The 24516-nt window shown below is 68.9% G+C and carries 14 protein-coding genes; 5 read left to right on the top strand and 9 right to left on the bottom strand.

Features of this window, described 5'->3' with window-relative positions:
• Window positions 1-34 precede the first annotated feature (34 nt).
• From pglZ to D581_RS0120180, 7 genes are all read right to left on the bottom strand, one after another.
• A complete protein-coding gene (gene pglZ, locus D581_RS0120210) occupies window positions 35-2989 on the bottom strand; it encodes a BREX-2 system phosphatase PglZ (RefSeq protein ID WP_018959024.1) in 2955 nt (984 codons plus the stop codon).
• A complete protein-coding gene (gene pglY / locus D581_RS0120205; protein WP_018959023.1) occupies window positions 2986-6909 on the bottom strand; it encodes a BREX-2 system ATPase PglY in 3924 nt (1307 codons plus the stop codon). The genes pglZ and pglY overlap by 4 nt, the downstream gene beginning before the upstream one ends.
• Before the next feature lie 195 nt (window positions 6910-7104).
• Window positions 7105-7680 carry a hypothetical protein gene (locus D581_RS0120200; RefSeq protein ID WP_018959022.1) on the bottom strand — a complete coding sequence of 192 codons (576 nt, stop codon included), beginning with the start codon at window positions 7678-7680 and terminating at the stop codon, window positions 7105-7107.
• A 61-nt stretch (window positions 7681-7741) separates the two neighbouring features.
• Window positions 7742-9241 (bottom strand): hypothetical protein, encoded by a 1500-nt coding sequence (locus D581_RS0120195; RefSeq protein WP_018959021.1) that lies wholly within the window; start codon window positions 9239-9241, stop codon window positions 7742-7744.
• A 19-nt stretch (window positions 9242-9260) separates the two neighbouring features.
• Window positions 9261-9746, bottom strand: a complete 486-nt coding sequence (locus D581_RS0120190) for a hypothetical protein (RefSeq protein ID WP_026290727.1) — start codon at window positions 9744-9746, stop codon at window positions 9261-9263.
• A 95-nt stretch (window positions 9747-9841) separates the two neighbouring features.
• A complete protein-coding gene (locus tag D581_RS0120185) occupies window positions 9842-10045 on the bottom strand; it encodes a DUF397 domain-containing protein (RefSeq protein WP_018959019.1) in 204 nt (67 codons plus the stop codon).
• Window positions 10042-10926: a Scr1 family TA system antitoxin-like transcriptional regulator gene (locus D581_RS0120180; protein WP_026290726.1), complete on the bottom strand. Its 885-nt coding sequence runs from the start codon at window positions 10924-10926 to the stop codon at window positions 10042-10044. Before D581_RS0120180 ends, D581_RS0120185 begins: the two co-directional genes overlap by 4 nt.
• Before the next feature lie 61 nt (window positions 10927-10987).
• Between D581_RS0120180 and D581_RS1000000139870 the strand changes: the two genes are divergently transcribed.
• Together D581_RS1000000139870 and D581_RS0120170 are read left to right on the top strand one after the other, a co-directional pair.
• Entirely contained in the window at window positions 10988-11809 is an 822-nt protein-coding gene (locus tag D581_RS1000000139870; protein WP_486585860.1) for an ATP-binding protein, read from the top strand.
• A gap of 256 nt (window positions 11810-12065) precedes the next feature.
• Window positions 12066-12440, top strand: coding sequence for a type II toxin-antitoxin system VapC family toxin (locus D581_RS0120170; RefSeq protein WP_026290725.1), 375 nt, complete (start codon window positions 12066-12068; stop codon window positions 12438-12440).
• A 34-nt stretch (window positions 12441-12474) separates the two neighbouring features.
• On the opposite strand, the gene pglX is transcribed toward D581_RS0120170, so the two are convergent.
• Window positions 12475-16284 (bottom strand): BREX-2 system adenine-specific DNA-methyltransferase PglX, encoded by a 3810-nt coding sequence (gene pglX / locus D581_RS0120165; protein WP_018959015.1) that lies wholly within the window; start codon window positions 16282-16284, stop codon window positions 12475-12477.
• The gene (gene pglW / locus D581_RS0120160; RefSeq protein WP_018959014.1) at window positions 16281-21005 is read right to left on the bottom strand and encodes a BREX system serine/threonine kinase PglW; all 4725 of its coding nucleotides are present in this window, start codon (window positions 21003-21005) and stop codon (window positions 16281-16283) included. The genes pglX and pglW overlap by 4 nt, the downstream gene beginning before the upstream one ends.
• Before the next feature lie 373 nt (window positions 21006-21378).
• Between pglW and D581_RS0120155 the strand changes: the two genes are divergently transcribed.
• The 3 genes from D581_RS0120155 (at window position 21379) to D581_RS0120145 (ending at window position 24264) form a co-directional block, all read left to right on the top strand.
• Window positions 21379-21564: a hypothetical protein gene (locus D581_RS0120155; RefSeq protein ID WP_018959013.1), complete on the top strand. Its 186-nt coding sequence runs from the start codon at window positions 21379-21381 to the stop codon at window positions 21562-21564.
• A gap of 70 nt (window positions 21565-21634) precedes the next feature.
• Window positions 21635-23053, top strand: a complete 1419-nt coding sequence (locus tag D581_RS0120150) for an N-6 DNA methylase (RefSeq protein ID WP_018959012.1) — start codon at window positions 21635-21637, stop codon at window positions 23051-23053.
• Window positions 23050-24264 carry a hypothetical protein gene (locus D581_RS0120145; RefSeq protein ID WP_018959011.1) on the top strand — a complete coding sequence of 405 codons (1215 nt, stop codon included), beginning with the start codon at window positions 23050-23052 and terminating at the stop codon, window positions 24262-24264. Before D581_RS0120150 ends, D581_RS0120145 begins: the two co-directional genes overlap by 4 nt.
• Window positions 24265-24516 lie beyond the last annotated feature (252 nt).

The following is a 24516-nucleotide window of genomic DNA, read 5'->3' as shown; positions in this document are numbered from 1 at the left end:
TGTCGGGCCGCCAGGGCCCGGCACCCGCGCCGGGCTACCGCAGCTCGAACTGCTCCCGCAGAAGCGCCTCGTCCAGCCGTAGCGTCCGTCCGTCCGGCAGCGCCTCCAGCACCTGCGCGCCGTCGAAGTTCAGCAACTGCCGCAGCACGGCTCCGAAACCGTCCGCCCCGCTGGCGCGCACACCCGCTCGCTGCGCCAGCGCTGTCACCGGCAACGTGCCTCCGGCGTCCAGCAGGGCCCGTATAGCCTTCTCCACCTGCAGCAGGTTGGGCTTGCGGGCCAGCACGGTGACCTGCGTAGCGAAGAGTTCGGACGCGAGCAGGTCGTCGACGAGCGCGTCCTTCGGCAGCACCAGTCCGACCGAGAGCAGCGTGCCCCCTTCCGCGGGAGTGCTCGGGGTGAGTGTTACGTCGAACAGCGCGTCGGGGCCCTTGTCGGCCTGCGGCTGCGCCTTCCTGCGCTGGACCGGTTTGGGCGGAGGCAGAGTCGCCGCTGATGTGCTCGTGGCCGGTCGCGGGTCGAGCGACCACCACGACGGCTGCTGGCTGCCCAGCTCTCGCCAGCCGCCGGGCGGCTGGGCGCCGAACGGCAGGAACGCCAGCACGGGAATGGTGACCTCGGCCAGGGACGCCCCGCCGTGGTAGCCCGCCCGCCGGTCGGTGTAGCGGGAGTCCGCGTCCCACAACGCCACGATCGCACCCCCCGGTTCCGGTGCGAGGACCCGTGGTCCGGCCAGCCGGATCTCCGCGTCGCCCACCGGCCCCCCGGCCACTCGGTGCCGGGCCGAGAGCGGAGCGTCCGCTTCGGTCCGCACTCCGTGCCGGTCCACGACGTGACCGTGATCACTGGTGAGGATCACCGCGCGACCCTGCTCGGCGGCCAGCCGCAGCAACTGCCGCAACTGCCCTATGTCGTTCAGCCGCCAGCTGCCGTCCCCCAGCTTCTGGTCACCGGCCAGCCTGTCGTCCACGGTGTTCAGCACCACCGCGACATGGGTACGGTCACCGTCCAAAGCATCACGCAGCCCCGCCCCGAGGGTGCTTCCGCTGCTCTCGCTCCGCAGATCGTCCTTGTGGAACACCGCGACGTCCGCGCCGCCCCAGAAACGGTGGCCGGGGAACAGCCGCTTCTCGTCCGCCTGGGTGCCCGACATCAGCCGCGCGGCGAACAGGGAGGTCCGGGAAACCGACGTGACGGTCGGAAGCGCTGCGGCCATGCCCCGGCGCCGGGGTGTGCCCTTCGCCCTGGGCAGCGGGTCGTACTCGACCCAGTGTTCGCGCAGTTCCTCGCCCAGCTCGGAGGCGATCGCCGCGCTCATACCGTCCAGGACGAGCAGCAGGACACGGCGCTCTTCGGCCTTCACCACTGGTGCGACCACCGTCGGCAGGAACGTCTCCACGGTCAGCATCGTGCCGGGGTCGGTGCCGTTGGCCGTCCAGGTGGCGAGGAGGTCGGCGAAGCGACGGTCGATCTCGCGCCGCTGTTCGCGTACCGCGCCACAGAGGGTGTTGTAGGCGGAGGTGAGCGAGGCCGCGGGGTCACCTCCGGCCTCGATGTGGTCCAGGGCGAGGTCGACCCAGCCGGTCTCCGCCATGTGCCGGCCGATCCCGGCTTCGACGTGCGGACTCTCCGGTTCCGGCCCGGTGGCCAGCCAACGGGTCAGCCGCTGGGCCATCACGACTCGCTGGATACGGGTCCGGGCGTCGGGATCGGCTGCCTGCCGGTGCTCCTCCAGCGAGGCCACGGCACCGCTGACGTCCTCCGGACCGCCGCCGGACAACGCCCGCCCCGCCGCGTCGAACAGGGCCTCCAGTCCCTCTGCGAGTACGGGACTCGTGCGGGCGGCCCGTTCCGCACCGAACTGGCGAACCAGCGAGGAGGCCCGGTCGAGCGTGGAACCGGCCAGGCGGCGTGCCCCTGCCGCCGGGTCCGGGGCACCGGTGCGCCCGGTCAGCAGGAGCCCCGAGACGAATTCCTCGCAACACCGTCCGAATGCCGCCGCCATCGAGTCCAGAGCCTCGCCCCGTACGGGCGGCTCCTCGCCGAACCAGCGTTCGGCCCGCCCACGGGCCCGGTAGTCCTCGGCCTCGGCCCCGGGGCTCGCCCACAGCGCGGCGCAGACCAGCCCGAACGCCACGGCGTCCGGCCCGTGTCCGGCGTCGACCAGGGTGATCAGGGCCCGCCCGGCCGGCCCGGTCCGGTCATCCTTGCCCAGGAAGTCCGCCAGTCCGTCCCGCTCCGGCCTGCGCAGGGCCAGCAGCCGTTCGGGGCCGCCGGGAGTCAGCGACCAACGGAGCAAGGTGTGCACATCAAGGGTGTCGCCACCCGCGAGGGTTTCCGGCGGACCCTCCGCGGCCGGATCGCCGCTGAATTCAGGCTCGGCCGACGCACCGGCGTCACCGTCGCCCGGGTCGCGGTCGGGGTCGTACCGGCCGATGCCCAGCCTGCGCAGAGCGAGCGAGGTCAGGGCGGTGGAACGGGTGAGTATGCCGCCCCCGAGCTGCGGCCAGCCCCCCGGCGGGCTGGCATCCAGCAGCGCTTCGGCCGCCCAGTTGTCCTGTTCGAGACGCGGGTCCCTCCCCCTGGCAGCGAACGCCTCCCGCACGACGTCCCAGGTGTCGACCGCGTTCACCCGCTGCTTGTGCACCTTCGCCAGCAGGTCGGGACCGAGCTCCGCCTCCTCCCGGTCGGTCAGGACCACCAGGACGTCGGGCCCGGCGGCCGCCGGGCGCTGGTGGGCGAGGACCAGTTCGTACGCGGCCAGCGGCGAGGGGGCGCCCACCACCACGGCCCGGCGTTGCTCGCCCCAGGTCAGCGGGGACGGACCGTCCCACACGGGCTCCGCCCGCAGCAGCACCGCCCGCCGCTTGCCCTGGGCCAGGCCCCCGGACTGCGAGGCCAGGTACTGGGTCACGGTAGCCGTGTTGAGCCGCACCGCGCCGGCCGCGGTGTTCGTCGCACCGGCCGTGCCGGTCGTCGGCCGGGTCATTCCACTACCCGCCAGGTGATCTCGACCGTCGCGTCGGGCTCCGCCGCGGTCAGCCCCGCGAGTTCGGCCTGCAGTTCGGCGATGGCACGGGCCGCCGTGGTCCGTCCTCCTCCCGACCGACGCGGAGCACGCCCCGGCAGCGGGTGGGTCGTCGGGACCGGAGGCCGGTTCGTCCCGGTGTTCAGGTCGATGTCGTTCGGTGTGGCGGGCCGGTCGACCGCGGGGGCGGTGGCCGGAGGGGGAGCCACCGGTGTGGCCGGCTGGCTCCGGTCGATCACCGCCACGAGTGCGCTCCGGGCCTCGCCGAGCGCACCCTTCAGATCCGTGGTGCGCTGGTCGGCACGGGCTGCTCCGCGCAGCGACTCCAGGACCGCCTCGCCCGCCGCACCGTAGTTCGGGGCGAGCCTCAGCATGTCCCAGGCAGCTCCGGCCAGAGCCGAGGCCACCGCCTCGGCCTGCTTGACCGACGCCCCGTACCGTCCTGCCGACACCTCACCGAGGTCGAAGCCGGCGAAGCCGGTGATGATCTGCTTGGCCCCCGCCGAGCCGCCGGCAGACTCCCGCTCCAGCGCCACCAGCGAGTCGAGCAGGTCCCGCGAACGGCGGGCCAGCGCGAGCCGGCCGCCTTCGTCCGCCTCGTCCAGGCCGAGCAGCGCGGAGCGCTTCTCGAGCTCCCGTACGAGGTCGGCCGCGTGCGGCTGGTAGGTCCTGGCCTGGTGGCCGATCCGCCGGGCGAACAGGCCGACCATCCGGCCGCGCCGCAGCTTCGGGGGCTGCTCGCCGAAGATCTCCCAGAACCGTTGTCCGGCCTCTTCCCAGACCGCTTCCTCCGGGAGCGGCTGGGAGCGAAGTGCGTAGACCGGCTTGACGGCGGACGGCTCGGGCGCCGGGTCGAGCAGAGAACCGCTCTGCACCCACACCCGGTCGTCCATCTCCGCGTAGGCGGCGATGACCAGGTGCGCCAGCAGCGGATCGAGCCCCATGGGCGCCGGCCGGTCGATCCACTCGCTGAGCTGGACGACGCTCAGGTCACCCGGGCCGCCCTCGGTACGGGCCTGGAGGCCGAAGTGGTCCACCCACCGGTTGGAGAGCCGGAAGTACGCCTCCTTCTGCTGTCCGAGGCCGAGCGGCGTGCCGATCCTCCGCATCGCGGACCGGTCCTTGGCCGGGATCTCCGCCTGCCGGTCGCCGGCCTCCGTCGCCGCCCGGATGTGCCCGAAGACCGTGCGGACGTCGGAGGACCGCACCGCCGTACCGGTGTTCTCCGGGTCCAGGTCGGGGTGGGCGGGGAACTGGTGGGCCAGCAGCTTGTCCACGACATGGCGGATCCCGGCGTGCAGCGACATCCCGATGGACACCCGCAGCCCGGAGACGTCCGGCAGCGGCTCGAAGTGCTCGTTGAACGACACGTCGACGTCGCTCGGCTTCTTGTCCGCACATCCGTAGGCCTGTTTGAACGCGGCCTTCACCGCCTTGGTGAGTGAGTCCCGCTGTCCTTCGAGCAGGCCCTTGGCACGGGCCCGGTTGTCGGCGTTGAGGTGCCGCGCGTACACGGTGTCGAAGCGCCGCTGGTCCGCCAGCGCGTAGTCGATCACGACCAGCCGCTGGAAGTCCTTGAACCGGGCGGCGGACAGGTGGGTCGGAATCCAGGCGACGGTACGGGGCCGGGCCCCGGGAAGGGTGCGCAGGGTGCCCATCCGGTTGGCGTCCTCGACGGGCCCCGACTCGCCCTCGTGGTAGGGCAGGTCCAGGACGATCCGCCACAGCCCGTCCTGGCCGGGCGAGAAATCGTGGTCGGGGAAGTCGTCGGCGTCCGCGATGTTGCCGAAGACCACCTCCGCCGTGCGCTCCGATCCTCGCCAGACGAGCTGCAACTCGTCCGCGACCAGACGTTCCTGGAGCGACAGCCCCAGCTCCTCGGCGAGCAGCCGCTTGGCGAGGGCCCGCCGGTTGGACGAGCTGTTGTTCACGTCGGCGTTGGCGATGACGGAGTCGACGTCCACCCCGGCCAGCTCGAGCCGCACACCGGGATTGGCGTCCGTGCCGGTCGCCTTGATCTCGGCGAACCGCGAGGCCCACTCGTCGACCTTCGTCCTGATCACCCCGACCTCGGCACCGGGGATGGGGGAGAGGACCGAGCCGTGGTTCAGGGCTCCGAGCCGCCGGATGGTCAGGTCCCGCAGGGCGGGCACGCTGGGCGCCAGCGCGGACAGCAGCAGCGTGCACATCAGCCGGTCGTCGCCGATGAAACCCCGGCACCGGTTGGCCAGCTGCGGATCGGTGACGGTGTCACGACGGTGCCGGTAGCGCTCGATGTCCTCCTCGGTGATCTCGTACGTGGCCAGCAGGTGCGGGCGGAGCTTGGCGCGGTACAGCTTGTCGGCCGCCTGGAACTCCACCTTCAGACTGTCCACGAACGGCTTGTCCCCGCCGTCCGCGATCACGGGATACAGATCGCCGAGCGGGATCAGGTTGTCCAGCGTCGCGGAGTCGCGGTGCGCGGCCAGGAGCTGCCCCATCAGCTTCAGACCGGTACGGGACCGCTGAAGAGCCGAGGAGATGTGCACCAGCGTGTCCATGAACGCGGGCGTGAAGGGGTAGGTCAGCCGGAACGACTCCTCGTCCGCGCCCGTCGTCCCCTCGTCCGACCCCAGCAGGACGTCCCACACCTGGGGCCCGACCCGCTTGATCTTGGCGAACGCCACGTCCAGCTTCGCGGCGGCCTCCGGGTTCTTCGGCGACAGCAGCCGGGCGTGGGCGACCTGGGGCAGGTTGCGGTCCTCCAACGTGATCGTGTCGAAGCGCCCCGAGGCGAGTCGCAGACTGTCCTGGATCGCGGCCTCGGCAGCCCCGGAGATCTCCTCGCCGACCAGTTCCCGCAGGTCACGCTGGCGGGCGATGAACGACACGATCGGTACCGCGCGCCGGGAGTCCGCGCCCTCCACGAAGTTCGTGATCTTGTCCGCCTCGCGGGAGACGAACTTCTGGTCGTGCACACGGTTGGCGAGCCAGAGGATCAGCTCGTCCATGAAGAGGATCAGCCCGTGGTAGCCGAGGGATTTGGCGTGCTCGGCGATCACCGCGAGGCCGGCGTCCAGCGAGATGAAGCCGTGCTCGTCCTCGGCGGCGTTCCGGGTGAAGCCGGGGAACCACGTGGCGCACGCGTCGTGCACGAGTTTGGCCCGCAGCTCGGCGGGGGTGCTCGGGTTGACCAGGTCGGGAGCGACCTCGTCCTCGCCCAGTTCCGCGGCCGCGAGCGCGGTGGACAGCAGCTCGGGAGTCCACGCGAACTCGTCGCCCCAGTCGTCCCCGTCCCCGTCGGAGCCCTCGCGCCCGGCACCCGAGTCCGCCCCGGCGAGACCCTGGATGAAGGCAGAGTCGCCCATCCGCTCCCGGTGGGAGTGGATGTCCTGGAAGAGGGAGTCGGTCCGGTACACCTGCGGGGTCGGCGCCTGCGGGTGGAGCGCCTTGACATGGCTGACGTATCCGCCGAGCACCCGCTGCTCCAGGGACTTCGCCCCGAGCATGTGGTATGGCACGAGCAGGAACTTCTTGCGGTCGCCGCCCAGCCACTCGTGCTTGCCCAGGACCGGGTCGAAGTCCCTCCGCGCCCGTGCGGCCTCGTCCCCGCGCAGGAGCGCGTGCAGAACGGCCATGAAGTGTGACTTACCGGAACCGAACGAGCCGTGCAGATACGCGGCCTTCGAGGTGTGCCCGTCCAGCGCGGCCTTGATCAGCCCGAGGGCCTCGTCGAAGTTCTCCAGCAGCCGTTCGGTGACGACGTAGTTCCGCAGCGCGTCCGCCGCACCGTCCTGGGTGACCGCCTCGGCGAGCTTGAGCACGTAGTCGGAGGTCGAGATGGATGTCTTGATGTGGAAGACATCCCGGAGGAGGGGGGCCGTGGCGGCTGTCGGGGCCATCTCTGTCTCGCTTCTCCTGGATTTCCTGCGTGTGCGGCGATCGGGCGTCCCGCCGCGGGCGGCTGCGCGCACGCCTGCGGGCCCGGCCCCGATCGTATCCGGCTGGGAGGGCCGTGCGGCGGGGTGGGAGGGAGGGCTGAGGAGACCGGGCCCCATGGCATTCCGCCGTCCTTTCCGCCATGCCCGCGCAGCGGGCTACGGAGCCTTGCTCGCGGGCGGAGGCGTGATGGACGGTTCGATGGTCGACCGGACGTAGATCCGCGTGGTGCCGGGTGTGAACTCGTGGGCGAAGAGGTCGACGCAGCGTTGGAGGTACTTGCCCTCCGGGGACGCGAGGTCGTCCGGGCACAGGCTGGTCATCCGCATCCCTTGGACGAACGTCTCCGGTTCGGGCAGTCCGAGGTGACCGAAGGCGGCTGCCGGGCGGTAGCCCTTTCCCTTGGGGTGGGAGTTCGCGATCATCACGGTGCCCTTCTCGATGAGCCGGCCCGTGTACGTCACCGCTTCCTCGCTCGGAAGGACGAAGGACAGCAGACCGGTGTCGTATCGCTGCCCGACCTTGTAGCTCGCGCGCCTGTCCGAAGCACTCTCCGGAATGCGGATGCCGAGCTCGCCGCTCATCCAGGTGGGTGTGGCCCCGTCCTCCCAGCAGCAGGTCATCTCCTGGTCCGTCAGGTCCGACGACACGTCGTCGGCGACGCAGGAGACCACCCCGATCGTGGCGGCGACGCAGGCGAGGAGCACCAGGACGACGACGACTGCTACCGGCATACGACGGCGAGTCACCGACCGCTCGCCGACAGTGGCCCTACTGGAGCTGCTCATCGGTCATTCACCGTGCTTCCTGCTGTTCACGGCCCGGGTCAGTGCGGTCACCCTCGCGCCCTGGCTCATCCGGCGCGGGCAGCGGGCCATGGCTCGGGGCCGATCCGCCCAGATCGTAGTGTTTGACGGAGCTGCTGCCCGCCATGTCGAACTCCTGGGCGATGCCGGTGGTGTGGAGGCGGGCCATCCGGCCATCGGGAATACCGATGTCTCCGCCTCCAGGAAGATCGATGGTCACTGCCTTGCTCTCGTCCCAGTTGTAGCGGTCCCACGCATTGGCCTGATAGTCGAGGCCGACCCTGGGGTCGCCACTCGCATCGGGAACCACGGTGACCACTCCGGTCACATTGGACCTGGTGGATCCGACCGCGAAGAACCAGTTCTCGTTGGTGCCTTTGGCGAAACTGAAGTCGCGGTTGCTGGTCTCCACCGGGATCGCGACGGGCTGTCCGCCGTTACGTCGGAACTCAGCGAGGGCCTGTTCACGCCATGCGTCCTGGTGCGCCGTGATGCGGCCCTCGATATGTGAGCGGAAGTCGGATACGTCCGACATCATCTTGTCGACCGGCAGCTCCATGTCCGTCCCGCTGTTCCCCAGGTAGTGCGCCATGTGGCGTGAGGCGTCGTTGTCGCCCTTCCAGTCGGCGGCCTCGGCGACCAGGTTCATCTTCTCCCGGACCCTGCGATCCTCGGCGTCTGGCTCTTCGGCGCCGTGGGGCCCGGAGCCCCGGTCGGGGGCCGCCTTCTTGACGGTCGGAGCGAGCAGTCCCGCCGCGAGCAGGTCGTCCTTGTGCCCGGTCCACAACTCCGCACGAGCCTGGGGGCTCAGTGACGTCCACAGCCGCCGCAGCTCGGCCCGCTGCGCTGTGCTCGCGTCGCTCCCGAGCGAGGCGAGCTTGGTGGCGCGGGGTAGTTGGTCCTCGTCGAGCGAGGTGTACGTCGCGTGCCCCGCGTTGTGCGGGTCGCCGCCGTGGCTCCGCTTGAGGGCCCGGGTCACGGCAGCGTCGATCTCCGCCGCGTGTGCCACCAGACCCGTGAGGGTGTCGGCGTACCACTGCATCAGGTCCCTAGTCCGCTGGGACGTGCCCTCCACGCCGCAGAAGACCTCCATGACCTTCACGGTGCCGTTGGGACCGTCCGTCACGAGAAGCCCGGGGTCGGCGCCCCCTCGCCGGGTGGCGTTGCCCTTGCGGGCTTCGGCGGAGAGTTCCCTGGCCTGCTTCTGCACCCGCGTCAGCTCGGCGTGACCGTCGCGGAGGACTGCCGCGATGCTCTGGGCCTCCAGCTGGAGATCAGCGACCTCCTTGGTCGCCTTGCGGACGAACTCCTTGGTCACGGAGGCGTTCAGCCCTGCCCAGTCGGCCCCGTCGGACAACTGGAGGAGACCGCTGTAGACCTCGGTCCGCAGCTTCTTCAGGCCGACCGCCGTCGAGGCCCAGTCATCGGCCGCCGAACTCAGCTTGCCCAGGTCGACTTCGACGAGATCCGTGTACGAGAACGCCCCCATGCTGTCCCGCTCCCCCTGATCACTTCACGTACTTCTGCAGTTCCGACACCGGAACGGCGGAGCCGTCCCGCCCCCTGAGCGTGGCGGCGATCTCCACCTCGTCGTTGGCGTGCGACTTCTTCGAGTAGTCCAGGTGGTTGGAGATGTGCGCGAACATCTGCAGGACCGTCTTCACCTGCGAAGTCCAGACTTCGAGCGTGGTGTACAACTCGCCACCCGCACTGAAGTTCCGGCCCTGCAACTCCGCCGCGGCCCGGGCGGTGGTCCCCGCGCCGGCCTTGTCGGCACCGGCACCCGCCACGTCGGCACGCTTCCGCAGCTCGCCGTGGACCCGGAAGGCCTCGTTGCCGACCGCGCCCAACTCGTCCCGGTGCACCACGAGGTCGCGATCGGCACCGGACGCCGGAACATTGGGCTGGGCGCCAGCCGTGTTGAGGCTCATCTGCGCCGACTGCCTGTCTCGCGCGTCGGATTTTAGTGCTGCCCACTCGTCGTCGAACGTCATGGGTTCCCCCGCCCCTGATCGAAGTCAACGGTTCACTCTAGCAACGGGGTTGTCGTTCGATCGTGGGCTTTCCTCCCTCGCGGGGTGGCCTGAGGTCAGAGAAGTTCACTGACGAACGTGCGCCATGCGGCGTGGCCGAAGGCGAGGACGGGGCCGGTGGGGCGCTTGCTGTCCCGGACGGGGACTAGGTGGGGGAGGTTGGGGGCTACCTCGACGCACTCGTTGTTGCCACCGCTGTACGTGCTGGTGCGCCACCTCGCGCCTATCAGGTCCGGCGTTCCGGGGTGTGCGCTGTTCATGTTCGATGCTCCTTGGCCCGTCGATGGATTGCAGCGTGGGACTCTGTCGGCGACAGCGCAGCTGTGCGTGCCGCAATGAACAGGTCTTGGTACCGGGACACATCCGCCTCCCTCTCCATCCACATGGAGCCGGACGGGTTGTCCACCAACACCACATCGAGCGCCCCATCTTCGGGAAAGCCCAACACTACGTACGGGCCGAACATACTCGCATGGGCCCCACGAGAGAACGGCAGCACCTGGATGGTCACGTTGGGAAGCTCAGAACTGGCCAGCAGGTGCGTCAGCTGCGCATTCATGACGTTCGGGCCACCCACCTGCTGAAGTAGTACGGCCTCCGAGACCACGGCCCACAGCTGCAATGGGTCGTCGGAGAGGAGGCGTTCCTGCCGAGCGAGGCGCACCTGGACGAACTTCTCGATCTCGTCCGCCGACTGCCACTGCCGCGAGGCCACGGTGACGGCACGGATGTACTCCGGAGTCTGGAGCAGCCCGGGCACCAGTTGGGCTTGGAATGTTCGGATCGATTCGGCCATAGCCTCCAACGCGATGTAGTCGCGATAGGTGTCAGCAAGTACATCGCCGTACTGGTTCCACCAGCCCTCCCGGCGTCTGCGGTTGGCCTTGCGAGCCAGTGAGGTGAGGCGCTCGCGCACCTCGTCGTCCGACACCTCGTAGGCGAGGAGCATCGCGGTCAGGTCAGGGAGACGGACGGCGACGCGTCCGTTTTCGATGCGGCTGATCTTCCCCTTGGTGCAGTCGAGGGCGTCGGCCGCCTGGGCGGTTGTGAGTGCTGAGGCCTCCCGCAACCGGCGCAGCTCATCCCCGAGTTGGCGTCCGAGAACGGTCGAGGGGCTTGTTGTGGTGCTCTTCGGGTGCATGAAGCTACCTCTACCGCAGCGGACACCCGGGGTGGGCCCCTGTTACTCGAATGGGTGAAAAATGACGCTACATCTATCGGCAACGTTGCAGTTTCGCGTGATGCGCACCCATTCTGCCTGTGTTGGCAACGACCCCTGGGGCGGATGGTGGACGTTCGCATGGGGCTCCGACCGGTACGAACCTCTGGGAGTGGCCGTGGGTGAAGCGTGTGAAGTGAAGTTCAGGCTGGCGTGCAGCCGCAGCAGCGTTTCGAGGGCGCGGGCAGCCTTACGCGCCAAGCTCGGCGAGTGGCGTGCAGATCAAACGGTTACCGCAGATGCCGAGTTGGTTCTGTCCGAGCTGGTGACCAACGCGTTGAGGGTCGAGGTGCCCGGAGACCGGATGATCGGCGTACGCATCGAGTGCCGGGAGCGCGGCGGGCTGCTGCGGCTGGAGGTGAGCGACGCGGGGGAAGGGCGGCCGGTGGTACGGCAGCCCAAGGGCCTGGACACGGCCGGGCGTGGGCTTCTGATCGTGGAGGCACTGGCTCATCGCTGGGGCGTGTGCGAGCGGCAGGCCGGCATCGGGAAGACGGTGTGGGCTGAGCTTCTGGCCCCGGGCATCGTTCCCGTGAGAGGTGAGGAGGAGGTCGCGGCGGTGACCGTACGAGTGGGCCAGAGCGTACGAGACGGAGAAGTCTGGCGAAGGGTCCGCAGCGTACGGAGCGAGCGGTACGCGTCCGGTGGCCTGTTCGTCGTCGTTGGCCTGGAAGACGGTCCGGCCCTGCGGCTGCAAGCCGGAGACGCGGTGACCGTGCGGGCGGCCGGAGCGCATGGAGGGGACGATCTCCGAACCGCCGAGGCCCGACCCCGGCTTACGGCGGGCCCGGTGAATGTGCCGTGAGGTGGCTGTGGGAGCGGTTCGGACAGCGTCGGCGTTCCGTGGAGACTGCTGGACCCCGGTTCACCGGCACGCTGGTGCAGGTGATCGGAGGCCGCGCCGTCGTGGTTGGTGGGGCGGGTCAACGCGTGCCAACGTCGCCACCGGCACGGTTCCTGCTGGTCCGGGACGGGCGAGGTTCGCTGCGGGGACGTGTCCGCATCTCGGCAACCTTCGACGACCCTCGTGTCAGCATCGCCGAAGCATTCGGGGTGCGTTGATGAGGCTTTTGCTCGATACCCGTGTCGTGTTGTGGTGGATGGCGGACGCCCCGCACCTGCCTGCGCGCATCAAGGACCTGATCGACACCGAACCGGCAGTTCATGTCAGCGCGGTGTCGCCCTGGGAGGTCACCGTCAAGCAGTTCCTCGGTGAGGTCGAAGGGCCGGGCGACCTGGCCGAACAGGTTCGGGACCTACGTTTCCCGAGCATCCCCGTCACCGCTGCCCACGGAGTACGGGCGGGTCGGCTGCCGATACTGCACACCGACCCTTTCGACCGGATACTGGTCGCACAGGCGCAGGCCGAGGGGCTGGCCGTGGTCACCCGAAACATCTATATCCCGCAGTACGACGTACAGACCGTGCAGGCCTGACCACCTGTACGTCGCACCTCGGGAATCGGCTACGTCAGCGGCCGGCCGCACGCCTCCCGCGCGTGGCCGGGGCGGGGCGCCAGGTGCGCAGATCCTCGTCGGTCAGGCCGCGGTCGCCTTGTTGGGTGGCACGGTAACCGGCGAAGAAGGCGGCAGGGCTGCTGCCGTACAGCGGGTCGAACTCGTTGTGCCACTGGTCGAGCCAGGGCTGGAGTTCCAGCACACCCGCGAGGAGAGGCGTCATCTCTTCCGTGGAAAGGTCGCGCTCGTTGGTGAAGTACGTCGTCAGCGCCTGGGCCTGCTCGCGGTGGTCCCAGCCCATCCAGCCGAACAGTTCTGGGGTGCCGGAGATCGGGCCGGTGGCGTACGAGATGAACCGCTCCTTCGGCACGTCCAGCTTGCCGCGCGCCCGCCAGTAGGACGGCTTGAGGAAGTCGGCCGAAGTGTATTTGGACGGTACGGGGATAGAGTCCCGGATCTTCCGCTTGGCCGGCTCGTCCGGGGCGGCGTCCTCCAGCCGCTGGAGATCCCACACGTGCTCCCACTCGGCGCGCTTCTTCAGGCCGGAGGGCTTGTAGCGCAGGGCGGCGAGGAAGGGCACGTGCTCCTCGGAGAGGAGGTCGGCAACGACGGTCGCCAGTTCCTTGCGGGGGGCGTACAACTCGGCTACGGACACGAAGTCCTCGTCGAGGGAGAGCGCGGAGGTGAGCTGGGTGCGGGTGAGGACGGTCGGCTGACCGTCCTGGAACCACAGGTCACGGTTCTCGATCCGGTCGAGCAACCAGGACTTGAGGGCCCGCTCCTGGAGAACGTCCCACCCTTCGGTGGCCCAGCGACGTTTGTACTCGGGGCGCTCGATCATGCCGATGGCCCGTGAGGTCTCGATGACGTCGATGCGCTTCTGGACGACGGCCTTGTAGGCGTCGGACCAGTGGTCGGGCATCTCGGTGATGGGGATGGAATTATGCCGCTTGAACCACTCGCCGGACGCCTCGCCCTTTGCGACCCGCCGCGCGAGGACGATCTCGAAGGCGCGCTCACCGAGGGCAAGTTCGGGAACCTCGGATTCGGGGGCGCGGAGGTCTTCGGAGTGGAGCTTGTAGAGAGAATAGACCTGCCAGTCGAGTTCCTCTTGCAGGGCGATCATCTGGGCGCGGTTGCTTTGCCAATCAGCACTAGCCGCGCGAAGGGAACCTGCTGTTGGCGCGACCTCTGCCATAATAGAGGATGGGCTTACGGAATCCAGAAGCTGGGCGTATGTATCTAGACGCGAACCCAGTTCGATGGGTTGCGCCGAAGGAAGAGGGAACTGGCGAAGTTTTGTCCCAGTGAATTCGAAGAAACGTTCCCAGTCTTGCGATTTGAATCCTTCGTTAACGCCCTGGCTCCCCTTGTCGTGGCTCACCATTTTGAGCCAGAAGCAGCTTGTGGAACTGCTCAACAATCCCAGTAGTTGCAAGTACTCCTCTTCGCTCGCCTCTTCTTTGAGTTTGACAACTGGGGCGGTACGAATAAAAACTCTTTCTTTTCGGTTCAAGGTGAAATGATTGTGAGTGCTTACGAATGGAAAGGAGATCGATAGCGGGCCTTTATATCGATCTCTAAAGAACATTGAATACTCGAACCATGTGAGTCCGCGCTCAATTTGCGTCTTGCCAAAGGCGATTCTTCCGCGAAGTTGGCTCTTGTAAGGCCACAGGAAGCGTTGCGTTGCTACAGAGGCCTCAGCGCCAAGATTTTCGGTTGAATAGGGCCAAATTGATTGAATGGGGTTTTGGATTTGGAAGTCTCGTACCTCAGTTCCTTCAACCAATTGGCGCCACTGCTCCGAAGGGACGCCGTGTCGTTGGAGAGCTCCAGGGCCGACCATGTAAGCGTCATCTTCTCTGGTCACAGCGCCGGCGCCAATTTCCGACACGACGGCGGATAGCGGCTCTTTCTGTGTGCTTGCCAGTTTTTCGACCATCTCGAGGCCGCCGCTAGCGAGAATCCATGGCTGCTTGCCAAAGATTCGGTGACGATCCAGGTCATCCACTGATACCCACTGGTTGATCGACCCTGGATTATCGATATTCTTTGTGATGGAGGTCCAAACTAGCCCGCTGGCTGCCTCGGCTGGAGCGGATGGCTCCCCTCGGACACTACGAATTGTGCGAACGTTGGGATCGCGCGCGGAGCCTGAGCGTCGGCGGCCTACCAGGATAACGGTTGGCGTCCCATGCCCTGGAATGTAAGCTCCAGAAGTGTCAATTACCTCGGATAGTTCCACTTTGTGGGCGAAATATTCTTCGATAAGCTTAGTTCCAAATTCTCTTTTCATGAAAGAGTTTGCTGTGATTTGCCCCACCATTCCATAATTTCGACCGTCGGGGTTGCCGGTGCGAGCCAATTGAAAGAATCGTTCGGCGAATGGAACGGACAATGCGTACGACCCGGCGCAAGACTGGTACAGTTTTCGGTATAGGGTGTTCAGCTTTTTATCTTTAACGGTGATGTAGGGCGGATTGCCCACCACCACGTCATACCTCCCCCGCTCCAGAATCCCCGGATAGTCATCCAGGTCCTCCGTCGCATAGGAGAAGTCCACCAGCCGCTTACCGGTATCCGGATTAAAGAGATCGATCTCCTGCTGTCGGTCCTCGATCAACGAGTCGCCCACCGCCAAGTGCACCGGCCAGTCGTACCGCCCCGCCTCCGCCAGCGTCCGTACATTCGCCGCCGCCATCGCCGCCAGCAGCAGCCGGAACCGGGCGATGGCCACCGCGAACGGGTTGATGTCCACCCCGTGCACGGAGTTCAGCGCGTCCCGCACCCGCTCGTGCACATCCCGGCCCGGCTGCCGTTCCGCCCACAGCTTCACCATCCGCCGGAACGCGCCCAGCACGAAGTGCCCCGACCCGCAGGTCGGGTCGATCATCTTCAGCTCGCCGAACCGGCCGCCCATCTCCCGTACCACCGGGCTCATCGTCCGGTCGAGGATGAACTCCTCCACGAACTCCGGCGTCTGGAGCAGTGCGTACGTCTTCCGCGCCGCCTCCGACAGGTCCTGGTACAGGTCGCCCAGGAAGCGGGTGTCCCAGCCCTCCGTGCCGTCCTCGTTCAGCGGGTCCGTGAAGTCGTGGACCAGCGGCGGAAGGGCGCCCTCCACGCCGGTGGGATCTGCCGCGCCGGCCGCCCCCGCGTCACCGGCCGCACGCTCCCGCCAGAACTCCACCAGCGCGCGGGCCCCGTCGTGCGAGATCGGGATCTGGTAGAGCGGGTTGCGCTCCCGGTCGAACAGGAGCCTCCCGGCCTGGCCCTCGCCCAGTTCCGCGAACGCCCTCTCCAGCCAACCCCGGTACGTGGGGTTCTCGATCGCCTCGTCCTCCACGTACTGGGCGAACCGGGCCTCCGCCAGGTCGCGACGCTCCGCGTCCGGACCCGTGATGTAGGGCTCCGGGACGAGCCGGTTGTCCTCGCAGAACCGGACGAACACCGTGCCCAGCACCCACGCCACCGCCACCTGCGTGACTCGCTCTTTCATCCACGCCCCCCAGGTCGCCGCCGTGCGTCCCAGCTTCCGTGCCTCCTCGTACTCCGCCAGCAGCCGGCCCGCGACCGCCTCCGCGTTCCGTACGGTCTCCGCGCGCTCGGGGGGCAGCTCCGCGACGCGCTCCTCCAGCCAGGTGCCCCACCTCGGGGCCTGGGAGGGAACGGCGAAGGTCGCGCACGCCTTCCCGTGCTCCGTACGCAGCGGCTTGAGGACCTTGTCGCTCTCCGCCACCTGCTGGTCGAGATCGTTCTCGACCGCCTTCACCTGCTTGATCAGGTCGGTCAGCAGTGCCTTGCCCTCGCGGTCGATCACTTCTGCACGTCTCCCGTTGTCGCGTTCGCGTTCACTGCCGACGTACTCCGTACGCCGCCGCCCTCTTGTTCGTCGCCGCGGTGGACGTTCAGCGCCCAGCCGTCCGGCAGCGGGATCCACTCGCCCAGCCCCGCCTGGTGCGGGACCGCCGTCCGTCCCAGCCGCGGTGGCCGCGCCGGATCGCTCTGCGGGCAGAGCAGCCACAGCCCGGCCCGGCCGTCCCGCGCCTGCTCCGCCAGCCGGTCCAGCACACCCATCGCGTCGTAGCGCGCGAGGACCCCGGCATCCGTGAGGAGGACAGGGGACAGGGAACCCGCCACGGACAGCAGCTCGCCCACGCGCGGCTCGACCGCCGCCCACGCGGTGCGCGCATACTCCGCGAACTTCATCGCGCCCTTCGACCCCGGCGGAGCCACATCCGCCCGCAGGATCGTCTCCCAGGTCGGCTTGGGGCGGGCGTCGACCAGGTCGTGCAGGGCCTCCAGGAACAGTTCGGTCACTGATACGGGCCGGGCACCGAAGCGGTCGCTCGTCAACTCCCGTACGGCATCCCGTGTGAGTGCCGTACGCACGGTCAACACGCGGAAGCCGTCCCGCCTCGCCGATGCCAGCAGACGTTCCTCGGCCGCCCAGGCGCCGGCGTTCTCCGCGTCGTCGGAGTAGCGCCGCGCGGAGATGGTGGCGGTCGCCTGGCGGCGCCCCTCCGAGGAGAGGAAGCTGGAGGCGATATCGGACCGACGAGGCAGGTAGCGCAGGGTGCCGGTGCTCTGGCGGGTGGACAGCACCAGGTCGAACCCGGCGTCGCGCAGCGCCTTGGTCAGCCGACCGCCACTCAGCAGCGTGCGTTCGCCCCGCTCGTTGAGCAGCTCCGGGAACCGAGCCCGGACCCGCTCCTGGACCTCGGAGGGAGGCAGACCCGGCTGGTCGGCGTCCGGCACCCCCGGAATCCAGCGGACCAGACCCGCCTGGGTCAGACGCAGCGCCCGCACCAGGGGCAGATCGCGCGGGTAGACCTCCAGCCGGGGCGTCGCGCCCGCGTTCCGGGACGCGGCCGCCGCGACGACGACGAGTCGGCGTTCGTCCCACTCAACCGTCTCGCTCGGCGGGGTGACCGCCGTCAGCTCCGTGAGGACGGTCGTCGCGGTCGGCAGGGTGTCCAGCTTCGCCAGCCGGTCCGCGACCCGCCCCAGCTGCTGCGCGTAGTAGAGGAGTCCGGGTGCGGACGGTGTCCGGGGCGCGTCGTTCTCGCCGACCTCCAGGGCCAGCAGGCCCGCGCCCATCGCCTCGTCCGCCGCGTCCCGGTTCGGGGCGTGCCGGAACTCGCTCTCCTGCGGCAGGAGTTGCTCGGTCTCCACCACGGCGCGGACCGCCGCCAGGGCCAGCGCGCGGCGCTGCTCGCGTTCCAGGAGTGTGGTGCCCCGGCGGACCGCCAGGGCGTCCGCGACCTCCGCCGCCGATGCCAGCCGGCCCGAGGTGTGCAGCAGCTCAAGGATCTCCGCGCGCAGCGCCCGTACCGTGGGATGCCTCTTCCACCGGGTGCGCTGCGTTTTCAGCATCTGTGGGATACGGCCCGCCGACAGGCCCAGCGCCTCCGCGACGTCCTTCTGCTTCGGCCAGACGCCGACCTCGGACGGCAGCTCGCCACGCTCGTTCGGCAGCCGCAGCAGCAGCCGGACCATCTCGCACTCGTTGCGGTTCGAGCCGTCCTTTTTCAGCTCCGGTACGAAGATCGTGGCCAGGGCGTCCAGGCTGACTCCGCGCAGCGCGCGCTGCGGCAGCGAATCCGGGTCCGTCACCCCGGCGTTGGCCAGCTCGCCCGCCACCGCCTCCTCGGCCGCCGAAAGCTCGGCCCTCGCCTCCTTGCGGCCCTGCGGGGTGAGCGGGGCGGCCGGCAGTTCGGCGAGACGCCGACGCCACTCCTTGATCCGGCCCAGCACCTCCCGGCGGGTCTTGGCGCCGAGCCCCGGTGCGTTCACCAACTGCCGCTGGCTGTAGTCCAGCAGCTCACCGACCGTGTTCACCTTCAGTCCGTACACGAAGGACACCGCCGCCGGGCCGAGGCCCGACGCCGAGACGGCCGTCGTGCGGTCCGCCTGCGCGGCCTGCCGGTCACGCAGCCGCTCCGCGCTGTCCTCCTCGGCGTCCGCGATCCCCGCCTCGGGTGTACGCGGACGGGCCGATGTCTGTTCATCGGCCTCCGGGGTCGGCCGGGAGCGGCGGGTGGAGGGCTTGGCCTCGTCCATGGCCAGGAAGATCTTCTTCCAGGCGTCCCGCATCGGCTTGAGATCTCGGAAGCGCTGCGAGGCGTCGCGGTGGAGTGCCGTACGGAAGAAGGCGACCAGTCCGTCCTTGACCGCCGGGTCGAACGCGTCCCCCGCGATGGTCGGGTACGGCTCCCGCTTCGGGTCGGTCTGCCGGGCGGACACCTTGCCGTCGCCCCACAGCGGCAGCTCGCGCGATGCCATCTCGTGGAGCGTCACCGCCAGGGCGTACCGCTCGGCGTGCGCGTCGTACACCGAGCGGTCGGTGAGCGTACCGATGAACGGGTCGAGATAGCCGTCCGTACCCGCACCGGTCTCGTGCACCGGAAAGCCGGCGAGCGAGAAGTCGATCAGCACCAGCTCGCGGGTACGGTTCGGGCGGATCCGGATCGCGATGTTGTCCGGCTTGATGTCCCGGTGCCAGACCCCCTCGCCCTCCAGGAAGTCCACCGCCCCGAAGAGATAGTCCCCGTACGCCTCCAGCTGGTCCACCGACAGACGGCCGGAGTCGCGCAGCTGACGGGCCACGGTCTCCTCGCGGCGCCTGGCCCGGGTCGAGCCCGGCGCGGCGGCGGTGTCCGGGTCGGCGGCGCGCTCGTCGCCCACGTACTCCATGACCAGCACCGTGCGGTGGGCGATGCGCTGAGGCTCCGGCTCGACGAGACGGATGATCCGGGAGTCGGCGCGCAGCCTCCCCATGACCTCGGCCTCGCGCACCAGCACCTCGGCGCGGCTGTCGGACAGCGCCACCTTCAGGACTGCCAGCGACTTGGAGAACCGCACCTCCGGCCCGGCGAGCAGGTCCCGCACCAGGAAGGCGCGGCTCGTCGACCCTGTACCCAGCCGGCGCCGGACCTCCCAGCGCCCCGCCAGCACGTCGCCCGCCACCGCGTCCAGCGGATCCTTCTCCGGTACGGGGGCCTGCGGGGCGGCGGCCGGGGGGGGCGGAGCGACCGGATCGGCGGAAACGGGCTCGGTGAGGTCCTCCTCGACGACCTCCAGCATCTCCAGGAACTCGTCCACCGACGAGAGCCGGGCGTCCACCTCGTACGCGGTGGCAGCCTGCACCAGCTCGTCGATGTACCCCGACAGGCCGTCCACGACCGCGCTGGGACGCAGCCCCTCGCCCGCCTCGAACCGGGCCAGCAGCTCGGCCTGGCTGGCGGCCGGGGCCCTGAGCGTGGCCAGCAGGTAGGTCAGCACCCCGAGCCCGTACACGTCCAGGCCGACCGGATCGGGCTTCAGCGCGGTCAGCTCAGGCGCCAGATAGGGGTCCGCGCCCTCGGCGAGGTGCGCGCCCGCGCGGGAGAGCGTCGTGGGCGCGAGACGGTCACCGCCGCCGGGACCACCCTGCTCGGAGCCGCGCTGGACGGCGATCTGCCAGTCGGAGATCTGCAGGAACGGACTGAGCCACCCCGCGTCCTCGCCGTCCGAGCCGTTCGCATCCCGGGGGCGCGGCATCAGATGGATCGCACGCGCCGCGAGACTACGGTGGTAGATCCGTCGGCCGTGCGCCGAACGCACCGTCTCGGCGAGCTGGCGTACCAGTGCCATGCGGCTCAGGATGTCCAGCTTGGCTCCGTGCTGGAGCAGATACTCGTCCAGCCGCAGAGTCCGAGGGTCGTAGTCGAAGATCAGCGCGGGGCCCGCGGAGTGCCCGGACGGGTCGTACTGCTTCAGCTGTACGACTCCCGGGTGCCGGAAACGCCGCAGCACCGCGGCCTCCCGCCGTGCCGCGTGCTCCACCGAGGCCCGCAGGCCGGCGTCCGAGCCGCGTTCGCGCAGATACACCCGGACCCGTGCGGCCTCGGGCAGATCAGTGTGCTTGGCCAGGTAGTCGGCCCAGGTGGGGCCCGAATCGAAGGACTTGCGGTTCAGGAGGTAGGGGCCGACCTTGTACTCGGCGTCGCTGGGGGCGATGCCGATCTTCTTCAGCGCCGCGGCCACGGCACGCGAACGCACCGCGTCGATCCGGCGCTGGTCGTAGGCCGGAGGCTCCTTCAGCATCGCGACGAGCTGCGGGACGGTGTGGACGCCGTGCCGGTCGTGGGCCGGGAGACGGTTCCTCAGCGTGGAGTCGGTGAAGCACACCGCCTCCGAGACCCAGACCCTTACGCCCTGGCTCTCCAGCAGACCCGCCAGCTCCTTGGCCTTCCGGTTCGCCAGGTGCAGGGGGTTGCCGTGCGAGACCGCCCGGCCACCGGGCCGGGTCTGCAACCAGGAGCCGTTGCGGGACTCGACCGAGCCGTGCCAGTCCTTCAGCTCGATGAGGTGCACACCACCCGGAGCGATGACCAGGAGATCCACCTCGCGGACGTGCCCGGTGTTGGCGGTGAAGGTGAAGTTCGACCAGGCCCGCCAGGGATCGTTGTCCGGCAACTCGGCGCGGATGGCCTCCAGGCCCCGCCGCTCGTGCGGGAACTCGGATTCCGTGACCGTTTCCCAGCGGCCTTCCCGCATACGCCGTCCCCGCTCCGCTTCCGTGATGTCCGGGATCCGCGGCTTCCGTTCGCTCCAGCCGCGGAGAAATCCCCCGACCGATCGTATCGGCTGGCCGCGATCGCCTGTGCCTGTCGCGGGAGCTTCGGAATCCGGTAGGCGGCGCTTCGCCGGGCGCCGTCGTCCCATCGAGTCGGGCACCGTCGGCGATGATTCCTGCCGATCGAAGGGCCTGAGGCAGAATCATGACGTCCGAAGCCACTCCCAACGGACTGCTGCACGTATCCCAAACGGACTGCTGTATGCGGTACGGTAGCGAGGTAGCTGGCTGAGGGATACGCCTTCACGTCTGCTTTGTGGTCATTCAGTGATGTCTGGATCAACGGGAGGGCAGATGGAAGAGCGGAAGGCCCGGGCGAAGTCCGCCGTGGCGCTGGGGATGATCTGTGCGCTTGCGGCTGCGTTCTGGCAGTTGGCCCGTACCGGCAGCGTGGACCAGGGGCTGGAGGCCGGTGGGATGGTGTTCCTCGCCGTGGTCAGCCTGGCCTTCATCGTCCTGACCTACGTGGGGTCCGACTGAGCACCGACAGGCATGATGGGGCGAACCCGGCACACGTACGTGGATGGCACGAGAAAGGCAGGAGCCGAAGGTGGAGAAAGCGTCGAATGTGTCGCTGTCACGTGCGCTGGAGGCTGTGCGCGGCGCGCTGACCCAACCGGACGCCGTTCACTTCGTCATGCTCCTGGCCCTCCTGCGCCACGAGGCGGAGCGCGACGACTTGATGCAGAGGTCGCAGGCGGAGCACGCCTGGAGCGGAGTTCTGGGCCGGGGCCTGTGGACGCGGGACGGCCGCGATGTCGTGACGGAGGTCGTGCGCGGCCTGTGGGAGTGGCAGGCGCGCCACGTTGAACTGCGGGATCTGCCGCCTGACCTCACGGACGTTCGAGGGGCCGACCTGGAGCCGCTCGTCCGCTGCGTGTCCACGGCTCCGGACCTTGCGGCGTTGTTCGAGGACTGCCTGGAACAGGTCCAGAGGTCGGCCAAGGGGGGCGACTACTACACCCCTACGGACCTGACCGGACTCGTGGCCGGCCTGATGGAACCTCGTCCGGGTGAGAGTGTCTACGACCCGGCATGCGGCTCCGGCGGCTTCCTGCTCAAGGCTGATGAGTACGCTCGTGCGCGGGACGGGCAGGCCGGCGATCCGGCTCTGTACGGACAGGACTCCAACCGGGCCGCGCTCGAAACGGCTGCGATCAACCTGGCGGTTCACGACGTTCCGGGCTTTCTGCACGGGCCGGCGTCCAGCTTGACCGACGGTGGGTTCCAGGGCCTGACCTTCGACGTGGTCGTCGCCAACCCGCCCTTCAACCAGACCGCGTGGTCTCAGCAGGCCCGGGGAATCCACCCCGACTGGCGTTATGGGTTCCCGCCGGCAGGAAACGCGAACTTCGCCTGGGCGCAGCACGTGGTGGGCAGGATGTCGCCCAAGGGGCCCGGCCGCGGAGCACTGCTTCTGCCCACCGGCGCTGCTTCCACCACAAGGTCCGCGGAACTCCAGATCCGTGCGGGTCTCGTCGAGGACGATGCCCTCAGCTGCGTGATCGAGCTTCCTGCTGGTCTGCTCCCGCATGTACGCAACCCGGTGACTTTGTGGCTCTTCAACAGCAGCAAGAAGGGCCGCAACTCCTGGGGGGCGAGTGACCGGTCCGGGCACACCCTGCTGATCGACGCCAGCGGTACCGCGGTCAAGGTCGCGCGCGGACGCCGGGTTCTGCCGGACGACGCCAGAAACCGCATCACGGCCACCTTCGCGTCCTGGCGCGGTGCGCAGGACCAGGAACCCTACGAGGACGTGCCCAGCTGGTGCAGATCGCTGGCGATCGAGGAGATCGCAGCTCAGGAATACGACGTACTGCCTTCCCGTCGTGTCGGCGCTCCCGTAGCGGAATCCGGACACGGCGATGACCGGGAGAGGGTGCGCGACTTGACCCAGGAGCTGTACGGCCTCTTCGACAGGTCCCACCGGCTGGAGGCCGAGCTGAGTGGTCTTCTGGAGCAGTGGTGAACCCGGACCCCCTGGAGGAGCGGCTGAGCCGACTGCCCCGAGGCTGGCGAGCAGCCCCCCTGGAGCGGCTGCCATGGGTTCTGGACATCCGCTACGGCATCACACGGCCCGGCGCCCACGAGGACGACGGCGTGGGGATGGTCCGAGCCTCCGACATCCAGGAGGGCCGCCTCCACAGCGAGGATCCGAGGAAGGTCCATGCCCTCATCCACCAGGCGAACGCCCGCAGCGAGGTGAGGGTCGGGGATGTACTCGTCGTGCTCGTGGGGAGAGTCGGTGAGGCAGCTCTGGTCACCAAGGCGCACGAAGGATGGAACGTGGCCCGCACGGTCGCGCTGGTGCGCACGACGGGACCGGACCAGGCAGCCTGGCTCAGACTGTGGCTGGGGTCGTCATATGTACGGGACTGGTGCGACAGGCACGTCAGAGGCTCCACGCTGCAACGCACTCTCAATCTGAAAGAGCTACGCGGGCTCCCCGTGCCGCTGCCGCCCGCAGGAGCCGGGACGGCACTTCTCCGCACGGTGAGGGCCGCAGAGGGAAAGATGTCGGTGAACAGGCGCATCGCGGAATGCGCCATGTCGCTGAGCGACGCGTTGTTCGCTGTCGAGGTACGTGACAGGGAAGCCTGGCCCGAACGCTCCTTCGGCGCGGTGACGCACTTGCGCATGGGGCAGGCGGCGCGCCCCCGGGAAGATGTCTCTGGCCCGACAGAGCTGCTTCTGGAAGGCAGTGTGCCTTTCCTCGCGCCCGCGGACGTACTGCGCAAGGGCCTTCCGTACGTCTCGCGGACCGAGACCCGACTGGTACCCCCTGGCAGGGACTCCGTGTGCGCTCCCCAGTCACTCCTCCTGGCGACCAGGGAGGACGGCGTGCACGCCGTCCTGAACGAGGTGCCGGTAGTGCCGGGGCGAGGCGTGCTGGCCCTGCGTGCCGAGACGTTGGCCGACACGTACTGGCTCCTGCACGAAGTCCGATCCCGAAGCAGGGAACTCACCGCAGCGGCCCAAGGGCCGGGGGGGCGCGAGCTGAGCCGCAACGCGTTGGCTTCTTCTGTGCTCCATTGGCCCACGTCTTCCCTGCGTGAGCGGTTCGCAGAGGTTGTCGGCAGGCTTCACGCGCGCGCGAGAGACACGCAGACGGAGAACGCGGTTCTCAGTAGGTTGCCGAACGTCCTCTTGGACAACCTCCTCGACGGGGCGGCCGTTTGACGAGGGCGGGAGGAGCGCCCGCGTCACATCCCATGGCTCACGCCGCGACCGTCCGGCGCCTGAGCGCCGGGTCGGCGCCCCGTTGGCTGTCGAGGAAGTGCGGGCGCAGAGTGTGCAGCCGGGCCGGCGTGACCCCGGTCTTCCCCACCGCCCAGCCCGCTCACCATGGTCAGCGTGGGATCACCTTCCATCCGGCCCGGTGCGCCTTCAGGGCGCGGAGCTCGTCCGAGCGGTCGCCGATCCGGACCGAAG

It is taken from the genome of Streptomyces sp. CNB091, from assembly GCF_000377965.1.
Note: the sequence above shows the minus strand (reverse complement) of the source record. Positions and strands in the feature narration are given on the sequence as shown.